The organism is Bradyrhizobium sp. cir1, from assembly GCF_014198245.1.
In the GTDB taxonomy this organism is placed as follows: domain Bacteria; phylum Pseudomonadota; class Alphaproteobacteria; order Rhizobiales; family Xanthobacteraceae; genus Bradyrhizobium.
Map to the genome: position 1 here is coordinate 205,371 of NZ_JACIHE010000012.1, position 21,977 is coordinate 227,347.

The window sequence follows — 21,977 nt, forward strand, 5'->3', positions numbered from 1 at the left end:
AAAGAGGATCCCCGTGGGGGCGGATTCCGTATCCCTGCCTGACCTGGAATTGCCTGGCGCATGATTGCTCTGGTCCGTATTGCCCTGAGCCGGCCTTATACATTTGTCGTGCTCGCGCTCCTGCTGCTGATCATCGGACCGCTCGCGGCGCTGCGGACGCCGACTGACATCTTCCCGGACATTCGCATTCCCGTGATCGGCGTGGTCTGGCAGTACACCGGCCTGCCGCCGGACCAGATGTCGGGCCGCATCACCACGCCGTTCCAGCGCGCGCTGACGACGACCGTCAACGACATCGAGCACATCACAGCCAATTCCTACAACGGCTTCGGCATCATCAAGATCTTCTTCCAGCCGAACGTCGACATCCGCACCGCCAACGCGCAGGTCACCGCGATCTCGCAGACGCTGCTCAAGCAGATGCCGCCTGGCGCAACGCCGCCCTTGATCCTGAACTACTCCGCCTCGACCGTGCCGATCATCCAGGTGGCGCTGTCGGGTGACGGCCTCACCGAGCAGAACCTCGCCGACATCGGCATCAACCAGTTGCGCACGCCGCTGGTCACCGTGCCCGGCGCGGCGATCCCGTATCCGTTCGGCGGCAAGCAGCGCCAGGTCCAGATCGATCTCGATCCGACCGCGCTCCAGGCGCGCGGCCTGTCCGGCCAGGACGTCGCCAACGCGCTCGCCGCACAGAACCTGATCACGCCGGTCGGCACCCAGAAGATCGGCCAGTTCGAATACAACATCCAGCTCAACAACTCGCCTCTCCAGATCGACGAGCTCGGCAATCTGCCGATCAAAACCGTCAACGGCGCCATGGTCTATGTGCGAGACGTCGCGACCGTGCGCGACGGCAATCCGCCGCAGACCAACATCGTCCATGTCGACGGCAACCGCTCGGTGCTGATGATGGTGCTGAAGGCGGGCGCGACCTCGACGCTCGATATCATCGCCGGCATCAAGCAGAAGGTGATCGAGGTCAAGGACCAGCTCCCGGACGCCTTGAAGATCGGCTTCATCGGCGACCAGTCAGTGTTCGTCCGCGGCGCGATCCAGGGCGTCGCCTTCGAGGGCGTGATCGCGGCGCTGCTGACCAGCGTCATGATCCTGTTGTTCCTCGGCAGCTGGCGCTCGACCATCATCATCGCGGTGTCGATCCCCCTTTCGGTGCTGGGCGCCATCATCATGCTGTCGGCGATCGGCGAGACGCTGAACATCATGACGCTCGGCGGCCTTGCGCTCGCAGTCGGCATCCTCGTCGACGACGCCACCGTCACGATCGAGAACATCAACTATCACCTGGAGCAGGGCAAGCCGGTCGAGCAGTCGATCCTCGACGGCGCCAACCAGATCGTGACGCCGGCCTTCGTCTCGCTGCTCTGTATCTGCATCGTGTTCGTGCCGATGTTCTTCCTCACCGGCGTCGCGCGCTTCCTGTTCGTGCCGATGGCGGAAGCGGTGATGTTCGCGATGATCTGGTCGTTCATCCTGTCGCGCACGCTGGTGCCGACCATGGCGAACTATCTGCTCAAGGCCCATGTCCATCACGAGGATGGGCCGCCGAAGTCGCGCAATCCCCTGGTCTGGTTCCAGCGCGGCTTCGAGGCGCGGTTCGAGCGCATTCGCGGCGGATACCACAATCTGCTGGGGTTGGCGCTTGGACACCGAGCGGTGTTCGTGATCGGCTTCCTCTGCGTGGTCGGTACGTCCTTCGCGCTGGTGCCGTTCTTGGGGCGCAACTTCTTCCCTGCGGTCGATGCCGGCAATATCCTGATGCATGTTCGCACCCAGGTCGGCACCCGCGTCGAGGAGACCGCCAACCAGCTCGCCGACGTGCAGAAGGCAGTGCGCAAGCTGATCCCGGGCGAGATCGAGACCATGACCGACAACATCGGCATGCCGATCTCCGGCATCAACATGACCTACAACAACACCGGCGTGATCGGCCCGCAGGACGGCGACATCCAGATCAAGCTGAAGGAAGGCCACAAGCCGACCGAGGAGCATGTGAAGGTGCTGCGTGAGCAATTGCCGCGCCTGTTCCCCGGCGTGAGCTTCGCGTTCCTGCCGGCCGACATCGTCAGCCAGATCCTGAACTTCGGCGCGCCGGCGCCGATCGACCTGCAGATTCGTGGCGCCAATCTCAGCGCCAACTTTGCCTATGCCAACAATCTTTTGGCAAAGGTCCGGCGCATTCCGGGCGTGGCCGATGCGCGCATCCAGCAATCGCCGAGTAACCCAACCTTCAACATCGATGTCGACCGCACCCGCGCGCAATATGTCGGCCTGACGGAGCGCGACGTCACCAACAGCCTCGTGGTCAATCTCGCCGGCTCCTCGCAGGTGGCGCCGACCTACTACCTCAACCCTGATAACGGCGTGTCCTATTCGATCGTGATGCAGACGCCGCAATACCAGATCGACTCGCTCAGCGCGCTGCAGACGCTGCCGATCACGGCCGCCGGCAATGCACAGTCGCCGATCCTCGGCGGCATCGCCGACATCAAGCGTTCGACCTCGAGCGCTGTCGTCTCCCAATACGACATCCAGTCGATGGTGCAGATCTTTGCCACGACCTCGGGCCGCGATCTCGGCGCTGTCTCTGCCGACATCCGAAAATTGATCGCCGATACCGCGAAGGAAGTTCCGAAGGGCTCCTCCGTGGTGCTGCTCGGTCAGGTGCAGACCATGAACAGCGCCTTCACCGGTCTGCTGTTCGGCCTGCTCGGGGCCGTCGTGCTGATCTACTTCCTGATCGTCGTGAACTTCCAGTCCTGGTCCGATCCGTTCGTGATCATCACGGCGCTGCCGGCCGCGCTCGCCGGCATTGTCTGGATGCTGTTCATGACGGAGACCACGCTGTCGGTGCCGGCGCTCACCGGCGCGATCATGTGCATGGGCGTCGCCACCGCCAACAGCGTGCTCGTGATCTCCTTTGCGCGCGAGCGTTACGAGGAGCTCGGCGATCCCATCGCCGCAGCGCTCGAGGCAGGCTTCGTCCGGTTCCGCCCCGTGCTGATGACCGCACTCGCCATGATCATCGGCATGGCGCCGATGGCGCTGGGGCTGGGCGAGGGCGGCGAGCAGAATGCGCCGCTCGGCCGCGCCGTGATCGGCGGCCTGATCTTTGCAACCTTCGCCACGCTGATGTTCGTTCCCGTGGTGTTCAGCATGGTCCACAAGAAACAAGGCGCCAAAGTCGCCGCCTCATTGGAGACTCCGCATGTCGCCCACTGAATCCCGCTCCCCGGTATCGCACCGGAAACTGGGCATTTTCGGCGTGGTGGCGCTGATTGCGGCAGGCCTTGTCGTCGGCACCGGCATCCGCGCCCGCGAGGAGCAGGGCTCCAAGCTGAAGGAATGGACCGACGACCAGGCGGTTCCCAGCGTCGCGGTGACCCTGCCGAATGCCAAGGCTCTCAACGCCACCATCGATCTGCCGGGACGGCTCGAGGCCTATTATCGCGCGCCGATCTTCGCCCGCGTCAGCGGCTATCTCAAAAGCTGGAGCGCCGACATCGGCGCCCGCGTCAAGGCAGGGCAGGTGATCGCCGAGATCGAGGCGCCGGATCTCGATCAGCAGCTGTTGCAGGCTAGAGCCGACCTCGCCAGCCAGCAGGCCAGCGCAAGATTGTCCGAAGCAACGCTCAACCGGCGCAAGACACTGGTCGCGTCCAACTTCGTCTCCGCGCAGGAGATCGATGAACGGACCGCCGATCTCTCCAACAAGAACGCCGCCGTCAATTCGGGCAAAGCCAATGTCGAGCGGCTGGAAGCGCTCGCCGGCTACAAGAAGATCACTGCGCCGTTCGACGGCGTGGTGACGGCACGCGATACCGATGTCGGCGCACTGATCAATGCCGGCGGCGGCTCGGGCCCGGCGATGTTCGTGATCTCCGACATCACCAAGCTGCGCGTCTACGTCAACGTGCCCCAGAACTACGTGCCGGCGATCAGGATCGGCGCCAAGGCCACGATCACGCTGCCGGAGTACCCGAACCGCACCTTCCAGGCGACGGTGGAGGCCTCCTCGCAGGCCGTCGACATTGCCTCGGGCACCACGCGAATGCAGCTTGGATTGGATAACTCTTCCGGCGAGCTGATGCCCGGCGGCTATGCCAGCGTGAAGCTGAACCTCCAGCGCGACTCCGCGCCGCTCAGCATTCCCGCCAGCGCGCTGATCTTCAACGGCAACGGCCTGCGCGTTGCGACCGTCGGCGCGGACGACAAGGTGCGGTTCAAGACCGTGACCATCGCCCGCGATCTCGGCCGCGAGATCGAGCTCGCCTCTGGGATTGCGCCGGACGACCGCGTCATCACCGCTCCGCCGGACGGCCTCTCCGACGGTGATGCGGTCCGCGTCGTCGGCGCCGGCGCCAAGGGCAAGCCGGCGACCGCGTCGGAGAAGCAGCCGCCGAAGAGCTAGGGCGGTCTCGTAGGGTGGGTTAGCCTTGCGACTGCGCAAAGCGCAGTTCGCTGGGCGTAACCCACCTCTTCTGTTTCAGTGGATACGAACAGTGGTGGGTTACGCCTTCGGCTAACCCACCCTACAAGAGCTACGCCACCCGCCACTCCGGCACGCCATCCGCAGCCATCTTGATCTCGCCGAGCGAGCCGACCGGTGTGCGGTCCATGTCGAGCAGATGCGCCAGCGTCGCACGATCACTCGCCGGAATTCGCGCCAGCGTGCGGCGATCGTCCTGCGTCCGCAGCATCACCACGCCGTGCTCGACATCGCCGCCGCGGCCATAGAGCACCGTGAAGCTCTCGACCTTGCCGTTGCCCGAAGCCTCCGTCACGAACTCCGGCACCGCGCGCTTGTTGCGGTCGGCCTCGGCTTGCACGCTCGTCTCCTGCGCCAGCGCCTCGCGCGGCGGCGTCTTCGAGACCACCAGCGCATGATGCTTGGTGACGAAGCCGCCCTGGCCATAGAGCAGGCCGAGTCTGGCGCCATCGCGCACACGCCGCACCATCGCGCAGGCCGCATGGGTCATGTAAGTGTTGAGCGGCGCGCCGAAGAAGGTGAGGCCGCCGGTCACGGTCGGCTGCACGTCGGGGCCTAGGCCCAATGTTCGCCGCGCCATCTTCGGGACGCAAGGGAAGCAGCTGTAGAGCTCGATTGCGTCGAATTTTTCGCCATCGCCGCCGGCGAGGTCCATCACCGCTTTCAGCACCGCATTCTGCGGATGGCTCTCGTAAAACTGGTCGCGCAAGAGATAGTCGCGCGGCTCCTCCGCCGAGGCGCCGCCGAGCGGATAGACCAGCTTGTCTTCCGCAATGCCGGCCGCGCGCGCCTCGGCGAGGCTCGTCAGCAGCAGCGCGCCGCCCATGTTGACGCTGGGATTGGCGACCATGAGCTTGTTGTAGGGCCAGGCGATCAACCGGTTGTCGGCCGTCGGCGTCGTGATCTCCTCAGGCGCATAGCGCCGCTTCAGCCAGGCGTTGGGATTTTGCGCGGCGGCTTCCGAATAGCGCGACCACAGCGTGCCTGACTCCGCCATTGCCTCGCGCGGTGTCTGCCCCCAATGCGCGGAGGAGGCGGCCTCGTAGAACGGATAGACCGTCACGGGACGGAACACGCCGAGCTTCACCGCCAGCGGCTTCTGGAACGCCGCGCCGCGCTTGGGCTCCTCGACATCATGGGCGAACGGCGTCCATGGCAGCTTGACGCCGGCACGCTCCGCCTTGGTCGCAGTCGACTGCGCCTCCGCGCCGCAGATCGCCGCGACGCTGCATTCGCCGCGCGCGATGCGCTTGGCCGCCTCGTGGATGTAGCGGATCGGGCTCTCGCCGCCGACCGGGCCGTAATAGCAATGCGCAGGCGCGACGCCGAGGCGTTGCGCCAAAAGTCTTTCGGGATCGCGATAGCGCCAGCTCAGGAAGTTGACGACGTCGAGCGACTGCACCTCACCAAGCAGCCTTGCGCCGGCATCGACTTCGGCGCGCCGCAGCGCCTGTTCGAGCAGATCGAGCGGCTCGAGGCCCTCAGTGATCTCCTTGGGGCGATCGACGATCTCGCCGATGCCGACGATGACGGGGGTGCGGTCTTCGGGGATGTTGGTCTTATCTGTCATGCATCAATTCACGATGTCGGTTGTTCGTCATTGCGAGCGGAGCGAAGCAATCCAGATTCTTTCCGCAGAGGCAGTCTGGATTGCTTCGCTGCGCTCGCAATGACGATGTGGATGCTACTCCGCCACCAGCGCATTCATGTGCTCGACGGCTTCGGCAAAATCTTCCTTGAACTCCTGCACCACCGCACCCGCCGACTTCACGCTGTCGATCAGGCCGACGCCCTGGCCGACAAAGTAGCTGACGAGATCGCGCGCCTTCGCATTGCCGGCCGCTGCTGCGCGATCGATCGCGTTGAAGGCGTCGCGGCTGACGATGCTTTGCAGCGGCATCGGGAGCGCGCCAGGGCTCTCCGGCGCACGGTCCCAGGCATCGGTCCAGACCGAGCGGAGCTGCCGCGCCGGCTTGCCGGTGCGGCCCTTCGAGCGCACCGCATCGCGCGAGGACGCCGCGATCATCTTCTCGCGGAAGATCTCCGTGGTCTCCGCCTCCACCGTCGCAAGCCACACCGAGCCGGTCCAGGCGCCGGCCGCGCCCATCGCCATGCAGGCCGCCATCTGCCGGCCCGTCATGATGCCGCCGGCCGCCAGCACCGGCACGTCGCGGATGGGCTTGATCGCCTTGATCACCTCCGGCACCAGCACCATGGTCGAGACCTCACCGCAATGGCCGCCGGCCTCGGTGCCCTGCACCACGAGGATGTCGACACCGGCCGCGACCTGGCGCAGCGCGTGCTCCTTGGCGCCGACCAGCGCTGCGACCGGCACGCCGTGCTTCTTGCCCATCTCGATCATCGCCTTCGGCGGCACGCCCAGCGCATTTGCGATCAGGCGGATCGGATGATTGAAGGAGACCTCGAGCAATTGAAGTGCGGTCTTCCCGTCGAACGGTTGCGGCTGATTGTCCGCGACTTCAGTGGTGGTCAGCTCGATATCGTATTTCTTCAGGAGATCGCGCGTGTAGTCGCGGTGCGCCTGCGGCACGCGCGCCTCCAGGCTCTTCCAGGTGACGTCCTTCTCGCCCGCGGTGGAGATGTTTTCGGGGATCAGCACGTCGATGCCGTAGGGCTTGCCGTCGACGTGGTCGTCGATCCATTTCAGCTCGCGCTCGAGCGTGTCGGGCGTGTGCACGGTGGCCCCCAACACGCCAAAGCCGCCGGCGCGGCTGACGGCGGCGACGACGTCGCGGCAATGGCTGAAGGCGAGCAGCGGAAACTCGATGCCCAGCATGTCGCAGATCGGCGATTTCATGGTTCTCTCCCGGCGGCAGGCTTCGCGTTCTCGTTGCCAAGCAAAGTGACGCTAGTCGATCGATGACATGCCGGATTCGGCGAGGCATCTTGTGTGTAGACGTCGCGCTCTATCCGCGGGCCGCAGGCCGCGGCGTCCTAGGTGACGCCGTCATTCCGGGGCTCGCGCAAGCGAGAACCCGGAATCCATTTCTCACAGCATTCCTGGCGATGCGATGGATTCCGGGCTCGCCCTCCGCCCGCCCCAGGAATGACGGCGGGGAGGGGGTGCCATGACAAAACGCAGAGTTGCCCCGCCCGGCAATGCATTTCGGTGCCCTTGTCATCGGCCGTTTGCGGGCTAATTAATGCAGACGCATCTTTCCGCCGGAGCCCCCGCATGACCGACGCCCCCGCCTACGTGCCGCCCAAAGTCTGGACCTGGAACAAGGAGAATGGCGGGCAGTTCGCCAGCATCAACCGCCCGATCGCCGGCCCCACCCACGACAAGGAATTGCCGGTCGGCAAGCATCCGCTCCAGCTCTATTCGCTGGCGACGCCGAACGGCGTGAAGGTCACGGTGATGCTGGAGGAGCTTCTGGCGCTCGGCCACAAGGGGGCCGAATACGATGCCTGGCTGATCAGGATCGGCAATGGCGACCAGTTCGGCAGCGGTTTCGTCGACATCAACCCGAATTCGAAAATCCCGGCGCTGATGGATCGTTCCGGTCCGGAGCCGATCCGGGTGTTCGAGTCCGGCTCGATCCTGTTCTACCTTGCCGAAAAGTTCGGCGCCTTCCTGCCCAAGGACATCAAGACCCGCACCGAAGCCATGTCCTGGCTGTTCTGGCAGATGGGCAGCGCGCCCTATCTCGGCGGCGGCTTCGGCCATTTCTACGCCTATGCGCCGTTCAAGATCGAATACGCCATCGACCGTTTCGCGATGGAGACCAAGCGCCAACTCGATGTGCTCGACCGTCGCCTTGCCGACAACGAGTATCTCGCGGGCAAGGAGTACACCATCGCCGACATCGCGGTGTGGCCCTGGTACGGCGCGCTCGCCAAGGGGCTCGTCTACGGCGCCGGCGAATTCCTGTCGGTGCAGGACTACAAGAATGTGCAGCGCTGGACCGACCAGATCGCGCAGCGCCCGGCCGTGAAGCGCGGCCGCATGGTCAACCGCGTCTCCGGCGATCCCGCCAGCCAGCTCCACGAGCGCCACGACGCCAGCGATTTCGAAACGAAGACGCAGGACAAGCTCGTGCCCGCGACGTAGGCGCTTTCTTCTTCACCTCTCCCCGCTTGCGGGGAGAGGTCGGAATGCGCGCTGAAAAGCGCGGATTCCGGGTGAGGGGGCACAGGTCTCACTGCGATCTCAGGCGCGGAGAGAGGCCCCTCACCCCAACCCTCTCAGCGCGAGCGAAGCTCGTCGCCGCCCCGTAAGAACGGCGAGAGGGGGACGAGAGAGTCTTCACGCCATGCTCAGCTCGTGGCGGCCGACCACCATCCAGTGCACCTCGTCGGGACCGTCGGCAAAGCGCAGGTGGCGGACGTCCTGGTACATTTCGGCGAGCGGGGTCCAGTGTGAGATGCCGGTGGCGCCGTGCATCTGGATCGCCTGGTCGATGATCTTGCAGGCGCGCTCCGGCACCATGGCCTTGACCATGGAGACCCAGACGCGGGCCTCCTTGTTGCCGAGCACGTCCATCGCCTTGGCGGCCTTCAAGACCATCAGCCGCATCGCCTCGATCTCGCAGCGGGCCTGCGCGATGATCTGCATGTTGCCACCGAGATGGGCGATCTTCTTGCCGAAGGCTTCGCGGGTGAGGCCCCGCTGCACCATCAGATCGAGCGCCTTCTCGGCCTTGCCGATGGTGCGCATGCAGTGATGGATGCGGCCCGGCCCGAGGCGGAGCTGCGAGATCTCGAAGCCGCGGCCTTCGCCGAGCAGCATGTTCTCCTTGGGCACGCGCACGTTGTTGAAGCGCATGTGCATGTGGCCGCGCGGCGCGTGGTCCTGGCCGAACACATACATGGGGCCGAGCACCTCGACGCCGGGCGTGTCGCGCGGCACCAGGATCTGCGACTGCTGCTTGCTCGGCGCCGCGTCCGGATTGGTCTTCACCATCACGATGAGAATCTTGCAGCGGGGATCGCCAAGGCCCGAAATGTAATACTTCTCGCCGTTGATGACCCATTCATCGCCGACGAGCTTTGCCGTCGTCGAGATGTTCTTGGCGTCGGAGGAGGCGACGTTCGGCTCGGTCATGACATAGGCCGAGCGGATCTCGCCGTTGAGCAGCGGCTTCAGCCACTTCTCCTTCTGCTCCTTGGTGCCGACGCGCTCCAGCACCTCCATGTTGCCGGTGTCGGGCGCCGAGCAGTTCATGGTCTCGGAGGCCAGCGGGCTCTTGCCGAGCTCGGCGGCGATGTAGGCATAGTCGAGATTCTTAAGGCCCTTGCCGGTCTCGTCATCGGGCATGAAGAAGTTCCAGAGGCCTTCCTGCTTGGCCTTGTTCTTCGCTTTCTCGAGCACCTCGAGCTGCTTCGGCGTAAAACTCCAGCGGTCCTCCTTGCCTTCGCCGGCCTTGGCGAACTCGATCGACATCGGCTCGACGGTGTCGCGGATGAACTTCTTGACGTGGTCGTAGAGCGGCCGGACCTGGTCCGACATCCGCAAGTCGTTGAGCTCGTCGCCGGGATTGAGGGTGTAGTTGGTGGTGCGGGGAATGTAGGTGTGTTTTGTCATTGTTCCTCCCGGGGGCGCTGAGTTCGTGCTGAACGCGAGAATAGTCGCAGCGCGGCCAAAGTGCGAGCGCGCATTTTTCACGCGGCGCCATACCACGCGATGGAATATCGCGAGGGCGTTTGAAATGTTGTTTGAATGAAGGAGCGCGCTGGGCACACCGCGCCACACTCTCCGCCGTCATCGCCCGCGGAGGCGGGCGATCCAGTACTCCGAGACGGCAGCGATTGAACCGAGAAGCTGCGGCGTACTGGATTCCCCGCCGTCGCGGGGAATGACAGCATCCTGAGCGATCAGTTCGCCATCCGGTGCATCGCGCAGATCTTGTTGCCGTCGAGGTCACGCAAATAGGCGAGATAAAGCTTGTTCCCCGCGCCCTCGCGGATGCCGGGCGGATTCTCGATCGGCGTTCCACCGGCGGCGACGCCGGCGGCGTGCCACTTGTCGACCTGCTCAGGCGAGTTGGCGGCAAAGCCGATGGTGCCGCCGTTCGCGCAGGTCGCCGGCTCACCGTTGATCGGCTTCGACACCGAGAACACGCCGGTCTTGGTGATGTAGAAGATGCGATGGCCATCGACCCTGGCCGGCCGCACCTCGAGTGTGCTCAGCAGGCTGTCGTAGAACGCCTTGGCCTTGTCGAGGTCGTTGGTGCCGATCATCACGTGCGAGAACATTTGCCCTATCCCCTCAGATTCTGTAGCCCGGATGGAGCGGAGCGAAATCCGGGTCTTGCTTGCTTCTAGAAATCCCGGACTGCGCTTCGCTCCATCCGGGCTACGAACGGAAAAGATCAGAACGCCGTGTAGCCGCCGTCGATCACGAACGTGTCCGCGGTGTGATACGACGATGCCTTGCTCATCAGGTACACCGCGATGCCGCCGAAGTCGGATGCTTCGCCGAAGCGGCGCTGCGGAATCCGCGGCATCACGTTGGCGACGAACTTGTCGTTGGCCATCAGCCCTGCGGTCATGTCGCTCTTGATCCAGCCGGGCAGGATCGCGTTTGCAGTAACGCCGTGGCGCGCCAGCTCGACGCCGAGCGCGCGCACCAGCGCATTGATCGCGGCCTTGGTCGCCGCGTAGTGCTCGTTGCGGGCGGTGCCGAAGATCGAGGCGAGGCTCGAGGTCGCAACCAGGCGGCCGAAGGGATCGCCGGCATTGGCGCGCTCGGTCATGTGTCTGGCCGCGGCCTGGAATGCGTGGAAAACGCCATCGAGATTGGTCGCAAACATCGTCCGCCATTCCTCCTCGGTGCGCTCGATGAAGGAGCGCCGTCCGCCGCCGCCGATGCCGGCATTGGCGAAGCAGCCATCGACCCGGCCGAAAATGTCGAGCGTGGCTTTCATCGCGGCGTCGACCGAGGCGGGATCGGTGACGTCGCAGACGCGGGTCTGGACCTTGCCTGAGAGCCCCGCCATGCTCGCGGCAGCAGCCTTGTTCTTGTCGGCGTTGCGGCCCCAGATCGAGACGTTGCAGCCCTGGCCGGCAAGCGCCTGTGCGATGCCGAGCCCGATGCCGCCGTTGCCGCCGGTGATCACGGCGACGCGGCCGGTGAGGTCGAAAATGGTCATGGAGCGTTTCCCAGATTTGGCATGGCGCGCGTCAGCCGCTGCGCACAAGATTGCTTGCTATGTCCCGATCACCATGGACAAGGCCGCGACAAAAATCAAATATGCGCCCCGGAACAGGCAAATTCCGGTCTGCGAAACATCGCGGCCGCAACGGACGAGGAAACAATGCAGTTCAAGCACGTCACGCTCGACTTCGATGGCTCGGTCGCGATCCTCAGGCTCGACCATCAGGAGGTGATGAACGCGGTCTCGATGGACATGCTCGGCGGCCTTGCCGAGGCGCTCGACACGATCGAGGAGAAGAAGGACGAGGTGCGCTGCGTGGTGCTGACCGGCGCGGGCCGCGCGTTCTGCACCGGAGCGAATTTGCAGGGCCGCAACAACCAGTCGAAGAAGACCAAGGCCGGCCTGACGCTGGAGACCGGCTTTCACCCCTTCCTGCGCCGCATCCGCAATCTGCACTGCCCGATCGTCACCGCAGTCAATGGTCCGGCCGCGGGCGCCGGCATGAGCTTCGCGCTGCTCGGCGACATGATTTTATGCGCGCGGTCCTCGTACTTTCTTCAAGCGTTCCGCCGCATCGGCCTCGTGCCGGATTGCGGCTCGACCTGGCTGCTGCCGCGCCTCGTCGGCCGGGCACGTTCGATCGAGCTGTCGCTGATGGGCGAGCGGCTGCCGGCAGAGAAGGCGCTGGAGTGGGGCCTCGTCAACCGCGTCTATGACGATGGCGTGCTGATGGAGGAGGCGATGAAGCTCGCGCGCGAGCTCGCCAGCGGCCCAACGGTCGCGCTGTCGCTGATCCGCAAGCTCTACTGGGACAGCCCGGAAAATTCCTTCGAGGACCAGCTCAATCTCGAATTCCAGTGCCAGCTCCGCGCCGGCGGCACCCAGGATTTTCGCGAGGGCGTCGGCGCGTTTCTTGAGAAGCGGCCCGCGCAGTTCAAGGGCAAATGATCGAGGCCGAGCTTTCGCGCAGCGTCGTGCGCTGGTACCCGGGCGCGACCGGCGTCACTGGCGCGGCAAAACTGTCCGGCGGTGCCAGCCAGGAGACCTGGCGCTTCGACATCATGCATCCCAATGGGCCAATCGGCGCGATCCTGCGCCGCTCGCCGAAGGGTTATGGCGCAGCGCCAACGCGCGCGGCGGGCCTCGCCGTCGAGGCGCAGCTGATGCAGCTCGCGTTCGAGGCCGGCGTGCCGTCGCCGCGCGTGATGCATGTGCTGACGGCTGAGGATGATCTCGGTACCGGCTTCATCATGCAGCGGATCGACGGCGAGACCATCGCGCGCAAGATTCTTCGCGATGACATGTTCGCGGCGGCGCGGCCGCATCTCGCGCGGCAGATCGGCGGCGTGCTTGCGGGCCTGCACAGGCTGCCGCTGGACAAATTGCCGGAGCTGCGCGGCCGCGGCGCCACCCAGGAGATCTCTGAGTTCGAGCGCGACTATCGCAGCCTGGACTGGCCCAAGCCCGTGTTCGAGCTCGCGCTGCGCTGGCTGCGCGACCACGATCCCGGCCCCTCAGTCGAGACCACGCTGGTGCACGGCGACTTCCGCAACGGCAATCTCATCATCGGCCCGGACGGTGTTCGCGCCGTGCTCGACTGGGAGCTCGCCCATCTCGGCGATCCCATGGAGGACCTCGGCTGGGTTTGCGTGAACTCCTGGCGTTTCGGCGAGATCGACAAGCCCGTCGGCGGTTTTGGCACACGCGAGGAGCTGTTCGCCGGCTATGAAGCGGCAGGCCGCGAGGTCGATCCCGCACGCGTAAAGTTCTGGGAGGTGATGGGGACGCTGCGCTGGGGCATCATGTGCGGCGGCATGATGCAGCGGTTCCGCGAAGGGCCGGATCATTCCATGGAGCGCGCCATGATCGGCCGCCGCGCCTCCGAGACCGAGATCGATCTGTTGCGGCTTTTGGCGCCGCGCGGGAGTTGACACATGCAGGACGAGCCGACCCCGATCGAGCTGACCAAATCGGTCGCCGACTTCCTCCGCACCGACATCGCGCCGCTGATCTCCGGCCACCAGGCCTTCAAGCTGCGCGTCGCCATCAACATCCTCGATCTCGTGACGCGGCAGCTGATGCAGGAAGAGGGAAGTGATGCTGCGGAGGTGGAGCGCCTGCGCGCGCTGCTCGGCATCGATGGCTCGGTGACGGAGCTCAACCGCGCGCTCGCCGATCGCATCGCGAGCGGCGAGGTCGATCTCACAACCCCGGGCCTCGCCGAGCATCTGTGGGCGACCACAATGGACAAGCTGGCCGTGGACCAGCCGAACTATGCCTCGTACAAAAGGGAGCAGGGGCGGGGCGGGTAGGGAGGTCGCGCTCCACACTCGCTGTCATCGCCCGCCTAGTGCGCAATTGCGCACAGGGGCGGGCGATCCAGTATTCCAGAGACGGCAGAGATTGAACCGAGAAGCCGCGGCGTACTGGATGCCCCGGTCAAGCCGGGGCATGACACCGGTGATGTGGGCTAGGTGCGTGCCACTCTCTCCCCCGTCATTCCGGGGCGTCGCGCAGCGACGAGCCCGGAATCCATTTATCCGCGTGTTCTGTCGCTCAATGGAATCCGGGCTCGCGCCCCAAGTGGGCGCGCCCCGGAATGACAATCGGGGTTACTTCCCCACCCATTTCGGCGGCCGCTTCTCCGAGAACGCCTTCGGGCCCTCGATATAGTCCTGCGAGGCCACCATCGCCTTCACGGCCGGATACTCCCGCTGCTCCTCGATCGCCTGCTCCAGCGATACGCCAAGCCCCCGCTGGATCGCCTGCTTCGACGCACGGATCGACATCGGCGAGTTCTTGGTGATCGTCTCGGCCCAGCGCAGCGCGGCGACGAGCGCCTCGCCCTGCGGCACAACCTCGTTGACGAAGCCGAGCTCGAAACCTTCCTTGGCGCTGACATGGCGTGCGGTGAGGATCATGCCCATGGCGCGCTTCAGCCCGATCTGCCGCGGCAGCCGGTGCAGGCCGCCGGCGAGTGCGGCAAGGCCAACGCGCGGCTCGGGCAGGGCGAAGGTCGCATTCTCCGAGGCGATGATGAGGTCGCAGGCCAGCGCGATCTCGAAACCGCCGCCCATGGCGACGCCGTTCACCGCGGCGATGATCGGCTTGTCGCAGTCGAATCGCGAAGTGAGGCCGGCAAAGCCGCCCTTGTCCCAGCCGCGCTTGCCGCCGGCCGCTTGCCACTTCAAGTCATTGCCGGCGCAGAACGCTTTGTCGCCGCTGCCTGTGACGATCGCAATCCACTGTTCGGGATCGGCAGAGAAATCGTCGAACACTTTTTGCAGCTCGAAATGCGCGTCGGTGTGCAGCGCGTTGTAGACCTCGGGCCGCGACAGCGTGACGATCGTGATTGGACCCTTGCGTTCCAGCTTGGAAAATTTCAGCTCCATCGCGCGCTCCCGCATTCTCTTCTGAAGGAATATCGGCGTCATACTAGCGCGCGTCGGCGTTCGAGCACCATCGAATTGCGCTGGTGCGCCTTGCGTAGCCGGCACGCCTCGGCTTGCTTGACTTGCGCGCGCTCCTCTCACCTTAATCGTGCGAAGCAAAGGTGCGCCTAGCGCCTTAACGCAAAACGACAAAATCGATCCGGGAGAGAGCCATGGATTTCTCGCTGCCTGCCGACCTCGTTGCCTATCTCGGAGAACTCGACCGTTTCATCGAACGCGAGATCAAGCCGCTGGAAGAGGCCGATGACAACATCCGATTCTTCGATCATCGCCGCGAATGGGCGCGCACCGATTTCGAGAATGGCGGCCTGCCGCGGCATGAATGGGAAGCGCTGCTGCGCAAGGCGAAGGATCTTGCGGATGCCGCCGGGCACCTGCGCTTTCCGGTGCCGAAGCAATATGGCGGCAGGGACGGCTCCAATCTCTGGATGGCGGTGATCCGCGAGCATTTTGCCGCAAAGGGGCTCGGCCTGCACAACGATCTCCAGAACGAGCATTCCATCGTCGGCAATTTCCCCGTCGTCACCATGCTCGACCGCTACGGCCGCGACGACCAGAAAGCGATGATCGACGGCTCGATCAGGGGCAAGTACCGCATCACCTTTGGCCTGACCGAGCCGCATCACGGCTCGGACGCCACCCACATGGAGACGCGCGCGGTGCCGGCGACCCGCGACAACGTCAAGGGCTGGATCATCAACGGCGAGAAGATGTGGACCACCGGCATGCACGTCGCCACCCACTGCGCGCTGTTCGCGCGCACCAGCGGCAATGACGGCGATGCCCGCGGCATCACCTGCTTCCTGGTGCCGGCCAAGAGCCACGGCGTCAGGATCGAGGAGTACATGTGGACCTTCAACATGCCGACCGATCACCCGCGTGTCAGCTTCACCGACGTGTTCGTGCCGGAAGACGCGCAGTTCGGCGAGGTCGGCCGCGGTCTGTCCTTGGCGCAGTGCTTCGTGCACCAGAACCGCATCCGTCAGGCCGCGAGCTCGCTCGGCGCTGCCGTCTATTGCATCAACGAGAGCGTCAAATATGCGCGCGAACGAAAGCCGTTCGGCAAGGCGCTGGCCGAGAACCAGGCGATCCAGTTCCCGCTGGTCGAGCTCGCGACGCAAGCCGAGATGCTGCGCCTTCTGATCCGCAAGACCGCCTGGGAGATGGACCAGCTCACCGAGGAGCAGATCGAGCGCACGCTGTCCGACCGCGTCTCGATGTGCAACTATTTTGCAAACCGCCTCTGCTGCGAATCCGCCGACCGCGCCATGCAGGTCCATGGCGGCATGGGCTATTCACGCCACAAGCCGTTCGAGCACATCTACCGCCACCACCGCCGCTATCGCATCACCGAGGGCAGCGAGGAAATCCAGATGCGCAAGGTGGCGGGGTTTCTGTTCGGCTATATGGGGCCGGGGAAGCATTGATAGCCGTGCGAATGCGACGAAGCGTCTTGCTGCGGCGGCAGTCTGGATTGCTTCGTCGCAAGGACTCCTCGCAATGACGGGGAGAGAGGCGCGCACTGTCTCCACACCGTCATTGCGAGCGAAGCGAAGCAATCCAGAAATGTCACCGCGGTGGTGCTGTGGATTGCTTCGCCATTTCGCAATCAATTCACCCGCCGGTCCTTGCCCGCCCAATACGGCTCGCGCAACTGCCGCCGCAGGATCTTTCCGCTCGGATTCCGCGGCAGCGCCGGCAGGAACTCCACGCTCTTCGGCGTCTTGTAGCCGGCGATGCGCTCGCGGGTGAAGTTGATGATGTCGGTGGCTGTCGCCTGCTTGCCTGATTTCATCACCACCACCGCCTTCACCGCCTCGCCCCATTTGTCGTCGGGAACGCCGATCACGGCGGCCTCGGCGACATCGGGATGATCGCACAGCGCGCTCTCGACCTCGGCGGGATAGATGTTCTCGCCGCCGGAGATGATCATGTCCTTGATGCGGTCGTGGATGTAGAGATAGCCGTCCTCATCCATGTAGCCGGCATCGCCCGTGCGCAGCCAGCCGTCACCGCGCAATGTTGCGGCGGTCGCCTCCGGCAAATTCCAGTAGCCCGCCATGTTCGAGCCCGAGCGCGTCGCGATCTCGCCGACCTCACGCGGCGGCAGCGGCTTGCCGTCGATGTCCAAAATCGCGATCTCGACGCCCGGCAGTGCCTTGCCGGCCGAACGCATCCGCTCGAGGCCCTCGATATGATCCTCAGGCGGCAGCGCGACGATGGTGCCGGTGGTCTCGGTCATGCCGTACATCTGCACGAAGCCGCATTTGAAGACCTCGATGCATTCCTTCAGCAGCGCCGCCGGAATGGGCGAGGCGCCGTACAGCATGTATTTCAGCCGCGAAAAATCCACCGTCTTCGCGCGCGGTTGCCGCACCACGAACTGCATCGCCGCCGGCACCATGAACAGCTTGGTGATGCCCGACTGCTCGAAGAAATCCAGTACCTTGGTCGGGTCGAACTCGCGCGCGATCACGCCGCGGGCGCCGTGATACAGCCCCATCACGCCCCAGCCCGAGCCGCCGATATGGAAGATCGGCATCGCCACCAGCGAGACGTCATCGGTCGACCACCGGTTCCACTCCGGCTTGTCCGCGGCATTGCCTGTCTGCACGAGGTTGAGGAAGTTCGCATGCGACAGCATCGCGCCCTTCGGCTTGCCTGTGGTGCCCGACGTGTAGAGCTGGATCGCGATGTCCTTCGTGTCGATCGGCACTTTTGGATTGTCGCCGCTCTGCGCGTCCCGCCAGGCCGTAAAATCCTGCCATTCCGGCGCGCCGCCTTCGGTGGTGATGATGGTGCGCACGCCCGGCAACTGGTCCCTGATCTGGCGCACCTGCGTGATGAACTCCGGCCCGACGAACAGCACCGGCGCCCTGCAATCGGAAACGATGAAGGCGACCTCCGGCCCTGCGAGCCGCCAGTTCACCGGCGCCATCACCACGCCGGACTTCATCGCGCCCATCAGCAGCTCGAAATAGAGATCGCTGTTCTTGCCGAGATAGGCGATGCGATCGCCCTTGTTCACGCCCATCGCGAGAAGCGCGTTCGCGACCTTGTTGGTCTTGATGTCGAATTCGGCAAAGCTGGTGGCGCGGCCCTCGAATTCATAGGCAATGGCGCTGCCGCGGCTCTTCGCGCGCTCGCGCACCATGTCGGCGAGGTCCGCCAATGGCTGTGTGGACATGTTTCTCCCGTGGCGACTTGTTCTTATGCCGGGGAGTGTGGCGTCATCCGCGGGTGAAGACAAGACGTGGCCCCGCTGTCGTCCTGGCTTTCGTCAGGACGACGGCGGAGAGCAGTTCTACCCCCGCTTCGCCCGGTCCTTCTCGTTCTGCGCCATGATGCTCTCGCGGGCGGTCTTCCAGTCGTCGTCACTCCAGTCGCGGAGCTGGTAGAAATTGCCGCCCATGGCGAGCGCCTGCGCGCCGTCCATGGCGATGGTCTCGCCGTTGATCCAGTCGCAGCCGCCGGAGATCAGGAACACCGCGAGGTTCTGCAGCTCCTCCATGGTGCCGACGCGGCCCATCGGGTTCATCGCCTTGGTGCGTGCGCCGGCCTCGTCGCCCGGCTTGATGCGCTTGCTCATGCCCTCGGTCGGGATCTCGCCCGGCGCGATCGTGTTGAGGCGGATGCCGTAGCGGCCCCATTCGGTGGCGAGCGACATCGTCATGGCGTGGATCGCCGACTTGCTCATCGCCGACGGCACCACGTAAGGAGAGCCGTTGCGCACCCAGGTCACGGTGATCGAAACGACGTTGCCGGGCTGCTTCAACGCGATCCAGCGCTTGCCGATCGCGTGCGTGACGTAGAACGTGCCGTGCATGACGATATTGGCGACCGCATCGAAGCCGCGCGGCGATAGCTCCTCGCTGCGCGAGATGAAATTGCCGGCGGCATTGTTGATGAGGTCGGTGAGAGGGCCTTCGCGAAAGATGGTCTCGATCATCTCGTCGACAGCGAGCGCGTTGCGGATATCGACGCCGTGGCTGGTGACGCGGCCGCCATATTGGTCCATCAGCTCGGTCGCGGTCTCGTCGCACACGATCTTGCGCCGGCCGCAGATGTGGACCTCGGCGCCGAGCTGCAGGAAACGCGCCGCCATCGACTTGCCGAGCCCGGTGCCGCCGCCGGTCACGAGAATGCGCCGTCCGGCCAGAAGATTTTCCTTGAACATCGCTGTTTCTCCCGTACGGATTGTCAGTTAATTGGTCGATTGACTAAATCCGGCCGCCAGCTTTCTGTAAAGCGGCACCGAACAAGAACAGGGGAGAATTCATCCATGGAAGAGCGCGTCTCGATCTCGATCTCGGAAGGCGTCGCCGACGTGCGCCTGGTGCGTGCGGACAAGATGAACGCGCTCGATCAGGCCATGTTCGAGGCCCTTGTCGCCGCAACGGACCGGCTTTCGAAGGACAAGAGCGTACGCGCCGTCGTGCTCTCCGGTGAAGGCCGCGCCTTCTGCGCCGGTCTCGACATGGGGCGTTTTGCCGCCATGCAGGAGAAAGGCGGCAATGGAATTCCGGGTGGCGAAAATCGCGACCTCACCGTGCGCACGCACGGCCAGGCGAACTTCCCGCAACAGGCGGTATGGGGCTGGCGCCAGCTTCCGGTTCCGGTGATCGCGGCGGTGCACGGCGTCGCCTTCGGCGGCGGCTTCCAGCTCTCGCTCGGTGCCGACATGCGGTTCCTCAGCGCCGATGCGCGGATGTCGGTGATGGAAATCAAATGGGGCCTCGTGCCCGATATGGCGGGCACGCCGATCCTTGCCTCGCTCGTGCGCGACGACATCTTGCGCGATCTCACCTACACCGGGCGTATCTTCTCCGCGCAGGAGGCGATGAGTTACGGCCTCGCCACGCGCATCTGCGATGACCCGCGCGCGGCCGCGCTCGAGGCTGCGCGCGAGATCGCGGGAAAAAGCCCCGATGCGATCCGCGCCGCCAAGCGTCTCCTCAACAATCTCTCGGTTGATCCGGGGCCGGCACTGCTCGCGGAGTCGGTCGAGCAGCAGAAGCTGATCGGCAGTCCGAACCAGACCGAAGCGGTGCGCGCCAACCTGGAGAAGCGTGCGCCGAAGTTTGCGGATTAGCTTTCTGACATTCCGGGATGCGCCGTAGGCGCAGGCCCGGAATCCATCGCGCCGCATGTCTTGCTGCGACATGGATTCCGGGTTCGATGCTTCGCATCGCCCCGGAATGACGAGTTGTGTGGTGTCCACGTTTCTCAACCCGACGAAAGATCGGAAAACAAAAGTGAGCGAAACGTCCCCATTTCTCGGCATCGTCTCCGGCGAGCGCCGCCGTTCCCACGCCGAGGTCGCCGACCGCGCCGATCGCATCGCCTCCGGCCTCGCCACAATCGGCGTCCGCCAGGGCGATTGCGTCTGCATGCTGATGCGCAACGACATCGCCTTCCTGGAAGCTGCCTACGCCGCGATGCGGCTCGGGGCCTATGGCGTGCCGATCAACTGGCATTTCAAGCCGGAGGAGATCAACTACATCCTTGGCGATACCGGCACCTCCGTGCTGATCGGGCATGCCGATATGCTGCATGGCTTGCGCGATGCGATTCCCAAAGGGGTCACTGTGCTCAGCGTGCCGACGCCGCCGGAGATCCTGTCCAGCTACAAGATCGATCCGGATCACCTGACCACGCCGGACTTCGCGATCGATTTCGAATCCTGGCTCACGCAGCAGCAACCCTATGACGGCCCGGTCGTGCCGCAACCGATGAACATGATCTACACCTCGGGCACGACAGGCCATCCCAAGGGCGTGCGGCGCAACGCGCCGACACCGGAGCAGCAGGCTGCCGGCGAACGCGTGCGTGCGATGATCTATGGGCTCAAGCCCGGCGCCCGCGCGCTGCTGCCGGGCCCGCTCTATCATTCCGCGCCGAACTCGTTCGGCATCCGCGCCGGCAAGCTCGGCGGCGCGCTGGTGCTGATGCCGCGCTTCGAGGCGGAGGAGTTTCTTGAGCTGATCGAGCGTTACAAGATCGACACCATCTTCATGGTGCCCACCATGTTCATCCGTCTGATGAAGCTGCCGGAAGAAGTGCGCGGGAAGTACGACGTCTCTTCCCTGCGCCATGTCATCCACGCCGCGGCGCCATGCCCGGCCGACGTCAAGCGCGCCATGATCGAGTGGTGGGGGCCGGTGATCTACGAATTCTACGGCTCGACCGAATCCAGCGCCGTGACCTTCGCGACCTCAGAGGACGCGCTGAAGAAACCCGGCACCGTCGGCAGGATATCGCCCGGCGCCGAGCTGCGCTTTCTCGGCGAGGACGGAAGCGTGCTCGGCGTCGGCGAAATCGGCGAGATCTATTCCCGCATGGCGGAGCTTGCCGACTTCACCTACCACAACAAGCCGGAGAAGCGCGCCGAGATCGACCGCGACGGCTTCATCACCTCCGGCGATGTCGGCTATATCGACGAGGACGGCTACGTCTTCATCTGCGACCGCAAGCGCGACATGGTGATATCAGGGGGCGTCAACATCTACCCGGCCGAGATCGAATCCGTGCTGCACGCCGTATCCGGCGTGCACGATTGCGCGGTGTTCGGCATCCCCGATGCCGAGTTCGGCGAGGCGCTGATGGCCGTGGTGGAGCCGCAAGCCGGCGTCACGCTCGATGCCGCCGATGTTCGCGCGCGGCTGAAGACCTCGCTCGCCGACTACAAGGTGCCCAAGCACATCGAGATCCGCTCCGGGCTGCCGCGCGAAGACTCCGGCAAGATTTTCAAGCGCCGCCTGCGCGATCCCTATTGGGAGCAGGCAGGCCGGAAGATCTGAGGTGATGCCGTAGGACCTCCTACCCGTGGTCAAGGGGGAGCGTCCTTGAATAGGGCAATATCGTAGCGCCGTGCTCGATGCAGTCCAGGACGCTGCGCGC

General features: G+C 64.7%; 17 protein-coding genes. 9 read left to right on the forward strand and 8 right to left on the reverse strand.

Annotation, left to right across the window (positions count from 1 at the left end; translation table 11 throughout):
• Window positions 1-60: 60 nt before the first annotated feature.
• A complete protein-coding gene (locus tag GGD63_RS24095; RefSeq protein WP_183245638.1) occupies window positions 61-3,240 on the forward strand; it encodes an efflux RND transporter permease subunit in 3,180 nt (1,059 codons plus the stop codon).
• Entirely contained in the window at window positions 3,227-4,429 is a 1,203-nt protein-coding gene (locus GGD63_RS24100) for an efflux RND transporter periplasmic adaptor subunit (protein WP_183245639.1), read from the forward strand. The genes GGD63_RS24095 and GGD63_RS24100 overlap by 14 nt, the downstream gene beginning before the upstream one ends.
• Before the next feature lie 130 nt (window positions 4,430-4,559).
• Here GGD63_RS24100 and GGD63_RS24105 read toward each other — a convergent pair whose 3' ends face one another.
• On the reverse strand, window positions 4,560-6,077 hold the full coding sequence (locus tag GGD63_RS24105; RefSeq protein ID WP_183245640.1) for an acetyl-CoA acetyltransferase: 1,518 nt from the start codon (window positions 6,075-6,077) through the stop codon (window positions 4,560-4,562).
• 114 nt (window positions 6,078-6,191) lie between these two features.
• Window positions 6,192-7,325, reverse strand: a complete 1,134-nt coding sequence (locus GGD63_RS24110) for a nitronate monooxygenase (protein WP_183245641.1) — start codon at window positions 7,323-7,325, stop codon at window positions 6,192-6,194.
• Window positions 7,326-7,703: 378 nt separating this feature from the next.
• Between GGD63_RS24110 and yghU the strand changes: the two genes are divergently transcribed.
• Complete coding sequence (yghU, locus tag GGD63_RS24115; protein WP_183245642.1) at window positions 7,704-8,579, forward strand: glutathione-dependent disulfide-bond oxidoreductase; 876 nt, start codon at window positions 7,704-7,706, stop codon at window positions 8,577-8,579.
• A 195-nt stretch (window positions 8,580-8,774) separates the two neighbouring features.
• Here the strand turns inward: yghU and GGD63_RS24120 are convergent, their stop codons facing one another.
• The 3 genes from GGD63_RS24120 to GGD63_RS24130 all read right to left on the reverse strand — a co-directional run bounded on the left by GGD63_RS24120 (window position 8,775) and on the right by GGD63_RS24130 (window position 11,619).
• Window positions 8,775-10,052 (reverse strand): acyl-CoA dehydrogenase family protein, encoded by a 1,278-nt coding sequence (locus GGD63_RS24120; protein ID WP_183245643.1) that lies wholly within the window; start codon window positions 10,050-10,052, stop codon window positions 8,775-8,777.
• A 290-nt stretch (window positions 10,053-10,342) separates the two neighbouring features.
• The gene (locus tag GGD63_RS24125; protein ID WP_183245644.1) at window positions 10,343-10,723 is read right to left on the reverse strand and encodes a VOC family protein; all 381 of its coding nucleotides are present in this window, start codon (window positions 10,721-10,723) and stop codon (window positions 10,343-10,345) included.
• 116 nt (window positions 10,724-10,839) lie between these two features.
• Complete coding sequence (locus GGD63_RS24130; RefSeq protein ID WP_183245645.1) at window positions 10,840-11,619, reverse strand: SDR family NAD(P)-dependent oxidoreductase; 780 nt, start codon at window positions 11,617-11,619, stop codon at window positions 10,840-10,842.
• A gap of 165 nt (window positions 11,620-11,784) precedes the next feature.
• On the opposite strand from GGD63_RS24130, the gene GGD63_RS24135 reads away from it, so the two are divergent.
• The 3 genes from GGD63_RS24135 to GGD63_RS24145 are packed head-to-tail and all read left to right on the forward strand — an operon-like array spanning window position 11,785 to window position 13,937.
• Entirely contained in the window at window positions 11,785-12,573 is a 789-nt protein-coding gene (locus GGD63_RS24135) for an enoyl-CoA hydratase/isomerase (RefSeq protein ID WP_183245646.1), read from the forward strand.
• Window positions 12,570-13,556: a phosphotransferase family protein gene (locus GGD63_RS24140; protein ID WP_183245647.1), complete on the forward strand. Its 987-nt coding sequence runs from the start codon at window positions 12,570-12,572 to the stop codon at window positions 13,554-13,556. The genes GGD63_RS24135 and GGD63_RS24140 overlap by 4 nt, the downstream gene beginning before the upstream one ends.
• A 3-nt stretch (window positions 13,557-13,559) precedes the next feature.
• Complete coding sequence (locus tag GGD63_RS24145) at window positions 13,560-13,937, forward strand: DUF6285 domain-containing protein (RefSeq protein WP_183245648.1); 378 nt, start codon at window positions 13,560-13,562, stop codon at window positions 13,935-13,937.
• 300 nt (window positions 13,938-14,237) lie between these two features.
• On the opposite strand, the gene GGD63_RS24150 is transcribed toward GGD63_RS24145, so the two are convergent.
• Window positions 14,238-15,017: an enoyl-CoA hydratase-related protein gene (locus GGD63_RS24150; protein WP_183245649.1), complete on the reverse strand. Its 780-nt coding sequence runs from the start codon at window positions 15,015-15,017 to the stop codon at window positions 14,238-14,240.
• Between the two features lie 212 nt (window positions 15,018-15,229).
• Here GGD63_RS24150 and GGD63_RS24155 point away from each other — a divergent pair, with 212 nt between their 5' ends.
• A complete protein-coding gene (locus GGD63_RS24155; protein WP_183245650.1) occupies window positions 15,230-16,504 on the forward strand; it encodes an acyl-CoA dehydrogenase family protein in 1,275 nt (424 codons plus the stop codon).
• A gap of 182 nt (window positions 16,505-16,686) precedes the next feature.
• Here GGD63_RS24155 and GGD63_RS24160 read toward each other — a convergent pair whose 3' ends face one another.
• Complete coding sequence (locus tag GGD63_RS24160; protein WP_183245651.1) at window positions 16,687-18,264, reverse strand: fatty acid--CoA ligase; 1,578 nt, start codon at window positions 18,262-18,264, stop codon at window positions 16,687-16,689.
• 117 nt (window positions 18,265-18,381) lie between these two features.
• Window positions 18,382-19,254 carry an SDR family oxidoreductase gene (locus GGD63_RS24165; protein WP_183245652.1) on the reverse strand — a complete coding sequence of 291 codons (873 nt, stop codon included), beginning with the start codon at window positions 19,252-19,254 and terminating at the stop codon, window positions 18,382-18,384.
• A gap of 105 nt (window positions 19,255-19,359) precedes the next feature.
• Between GGD63_RS24165 and GGD63_RS24170 the strand changes: the two genes are divergently transcribed.
• Both GGD63_RS24170 and GGD63_RS24175 read left to right on the forward strand, forming a co-directional pair.
• Entirely contained in the window at window positions 19,360-20,169 is an 810-nt protein-coding gene (locus GGD63_RS24170) for a crotonase/enoyl-CoA hydratase family protein (RefSeq protein ID WP_183245653.1), read from the forward strand.
• A 163-nt stretch (window positions 20,170-20,332) separates the two neighbouring features.
• Complete coding sequence (locus GGD63_RS24175) at window positions 20,333-21,877, forward strand: acyl-CoA synthetase (RefSeq protein ID WP_183245654.1); 1,545 nt, start codon at window positions 20,333-20,335, stop codon at window positions 21,875-21,877.
• Window positions 21,878-21,977: the final 100 nt, after the last annotated feature.

What these genes read in the sequence shown, in the direction of transcription:
- GGD63_RS24095 (WP_183245638.1), top strand. Translation starts at nt 61, where the DNA reads ATGATTGCTCTGGTCCGTATTGCCCTGAGCCGGCCTTATACATTTGTC.
- GGD63_RS24100 (WP_183245639.1), top strand. Translation starts at nt 3,227, where the DNA reads ATGTCGCCCACTGAATCCCGCTCCCCGGTATCGCACCGGAAACTGGGC.
- GGD63_RS24105 (WP_183245640.1), bottom strand. Translation starts at nt 6,077, where the DNA reads ATGACAGATAAGACCAACATCCCCGAAGACCGCACCCCCGTCATCGTC.
- GGD63_RS24110 (WP_183245641.1), bottom strand. Translation starts at nt 7,325, where the DNA reads ATGAAATCGCCGATCTGCGACATGCTGGGCATCGAGTTTCCGCTGCTC.
- yghU (WP_183245642.1), top strand. Translation starts at nt 7,704, where the DNA reads ATGACCGACGCCCCCGCCTACGTGCCGCCCAAAGTCTGGACCTGGAAC.
- GGD63_RS24120 (WP_183245643.1), bottom strand. Translation starts at nt 10,052, where the DNA reads ATGACAAAACACACCTACATTCCCCGCACCACCAACTACACCCTCAAT.
- GGD63_RS24125 (WP_183245644.1), bottom strand. Translation starts at nt 10,723, where the DNA reads ATGTTCTCGCACGTGATGATCGGCACCAACGACCTCGACAAGGCCAAG.
- GGD63_RS24130 (WP_183245645.1), bottom strand. Translation starts at nt 11,619, where the DNA reads ATGACCATTTTCGACCTCACCGGCCGCGTCGCCGTGATCACCGGCGGC.
- GGD63_RS24135 (WP_183245646.1), top strand. Translation starts at nt 11,785, where the DNA reads ATGCAGTTCAAGCACGTCACGCTCGACTTCGATGGCTCGGTCGCGATC.
- GGD63_RS24140 (WP_183245647.1), top strand. Translation starts at nt 12,570, where the DNA reads ATGATCGAGGCCGAGCTTTCGCGCAGCGTCGTGCGCTGGTACCCGGGC.
- GGD63_RS24145 (WP_183245648.1), top strand. Translation starts at nt 13,560, where the DNA reads ATGCAGGACGAGCCGACCCCGATCGAGCTGACCAAATCGGTCGCCGAC.
- GGD63_RS24150 (WP_183245649.1), bottom strand. Translation starts at nt 15,017, where the DNA reads ATGGAGCTGAAATTTTCCAAGCTGGAACGCAAGGGTCCAATCACGATC.
- GGD63_RS24155 (WP_183245650.1), top strand. Translation starts at nt 15,230, where the DNA reads ATGGATTTCTCGCTGCCTGCCGACCTCGTTGCCTATCTCGGAGAACTC.
- GGD63_RS24160 (WP_183245651.1), bottom strand. Translation starts at nt 18,264, where the DNA reads ATGTCCACACAGCCATTGGCGGACCTCGCCGACATGGTGCGCGAGCGC.
- GGD63_RS24165 (WP_183245652.1), bottom strand. Translation starts at nt 19,254, where the DNA reads ATGTTCAAGGAAAATCTTCTGGCCGGACGGCGCATTCTCGTGACCGGC.
- GGD63_RS24170 (WP_183245653.1), top strand. Translation starts at nt 19,360, where the DNA reads ATGGAAGAGCGCGTCTCGATCTCGATCTCGGAAGGCGTCGCCGACGTG.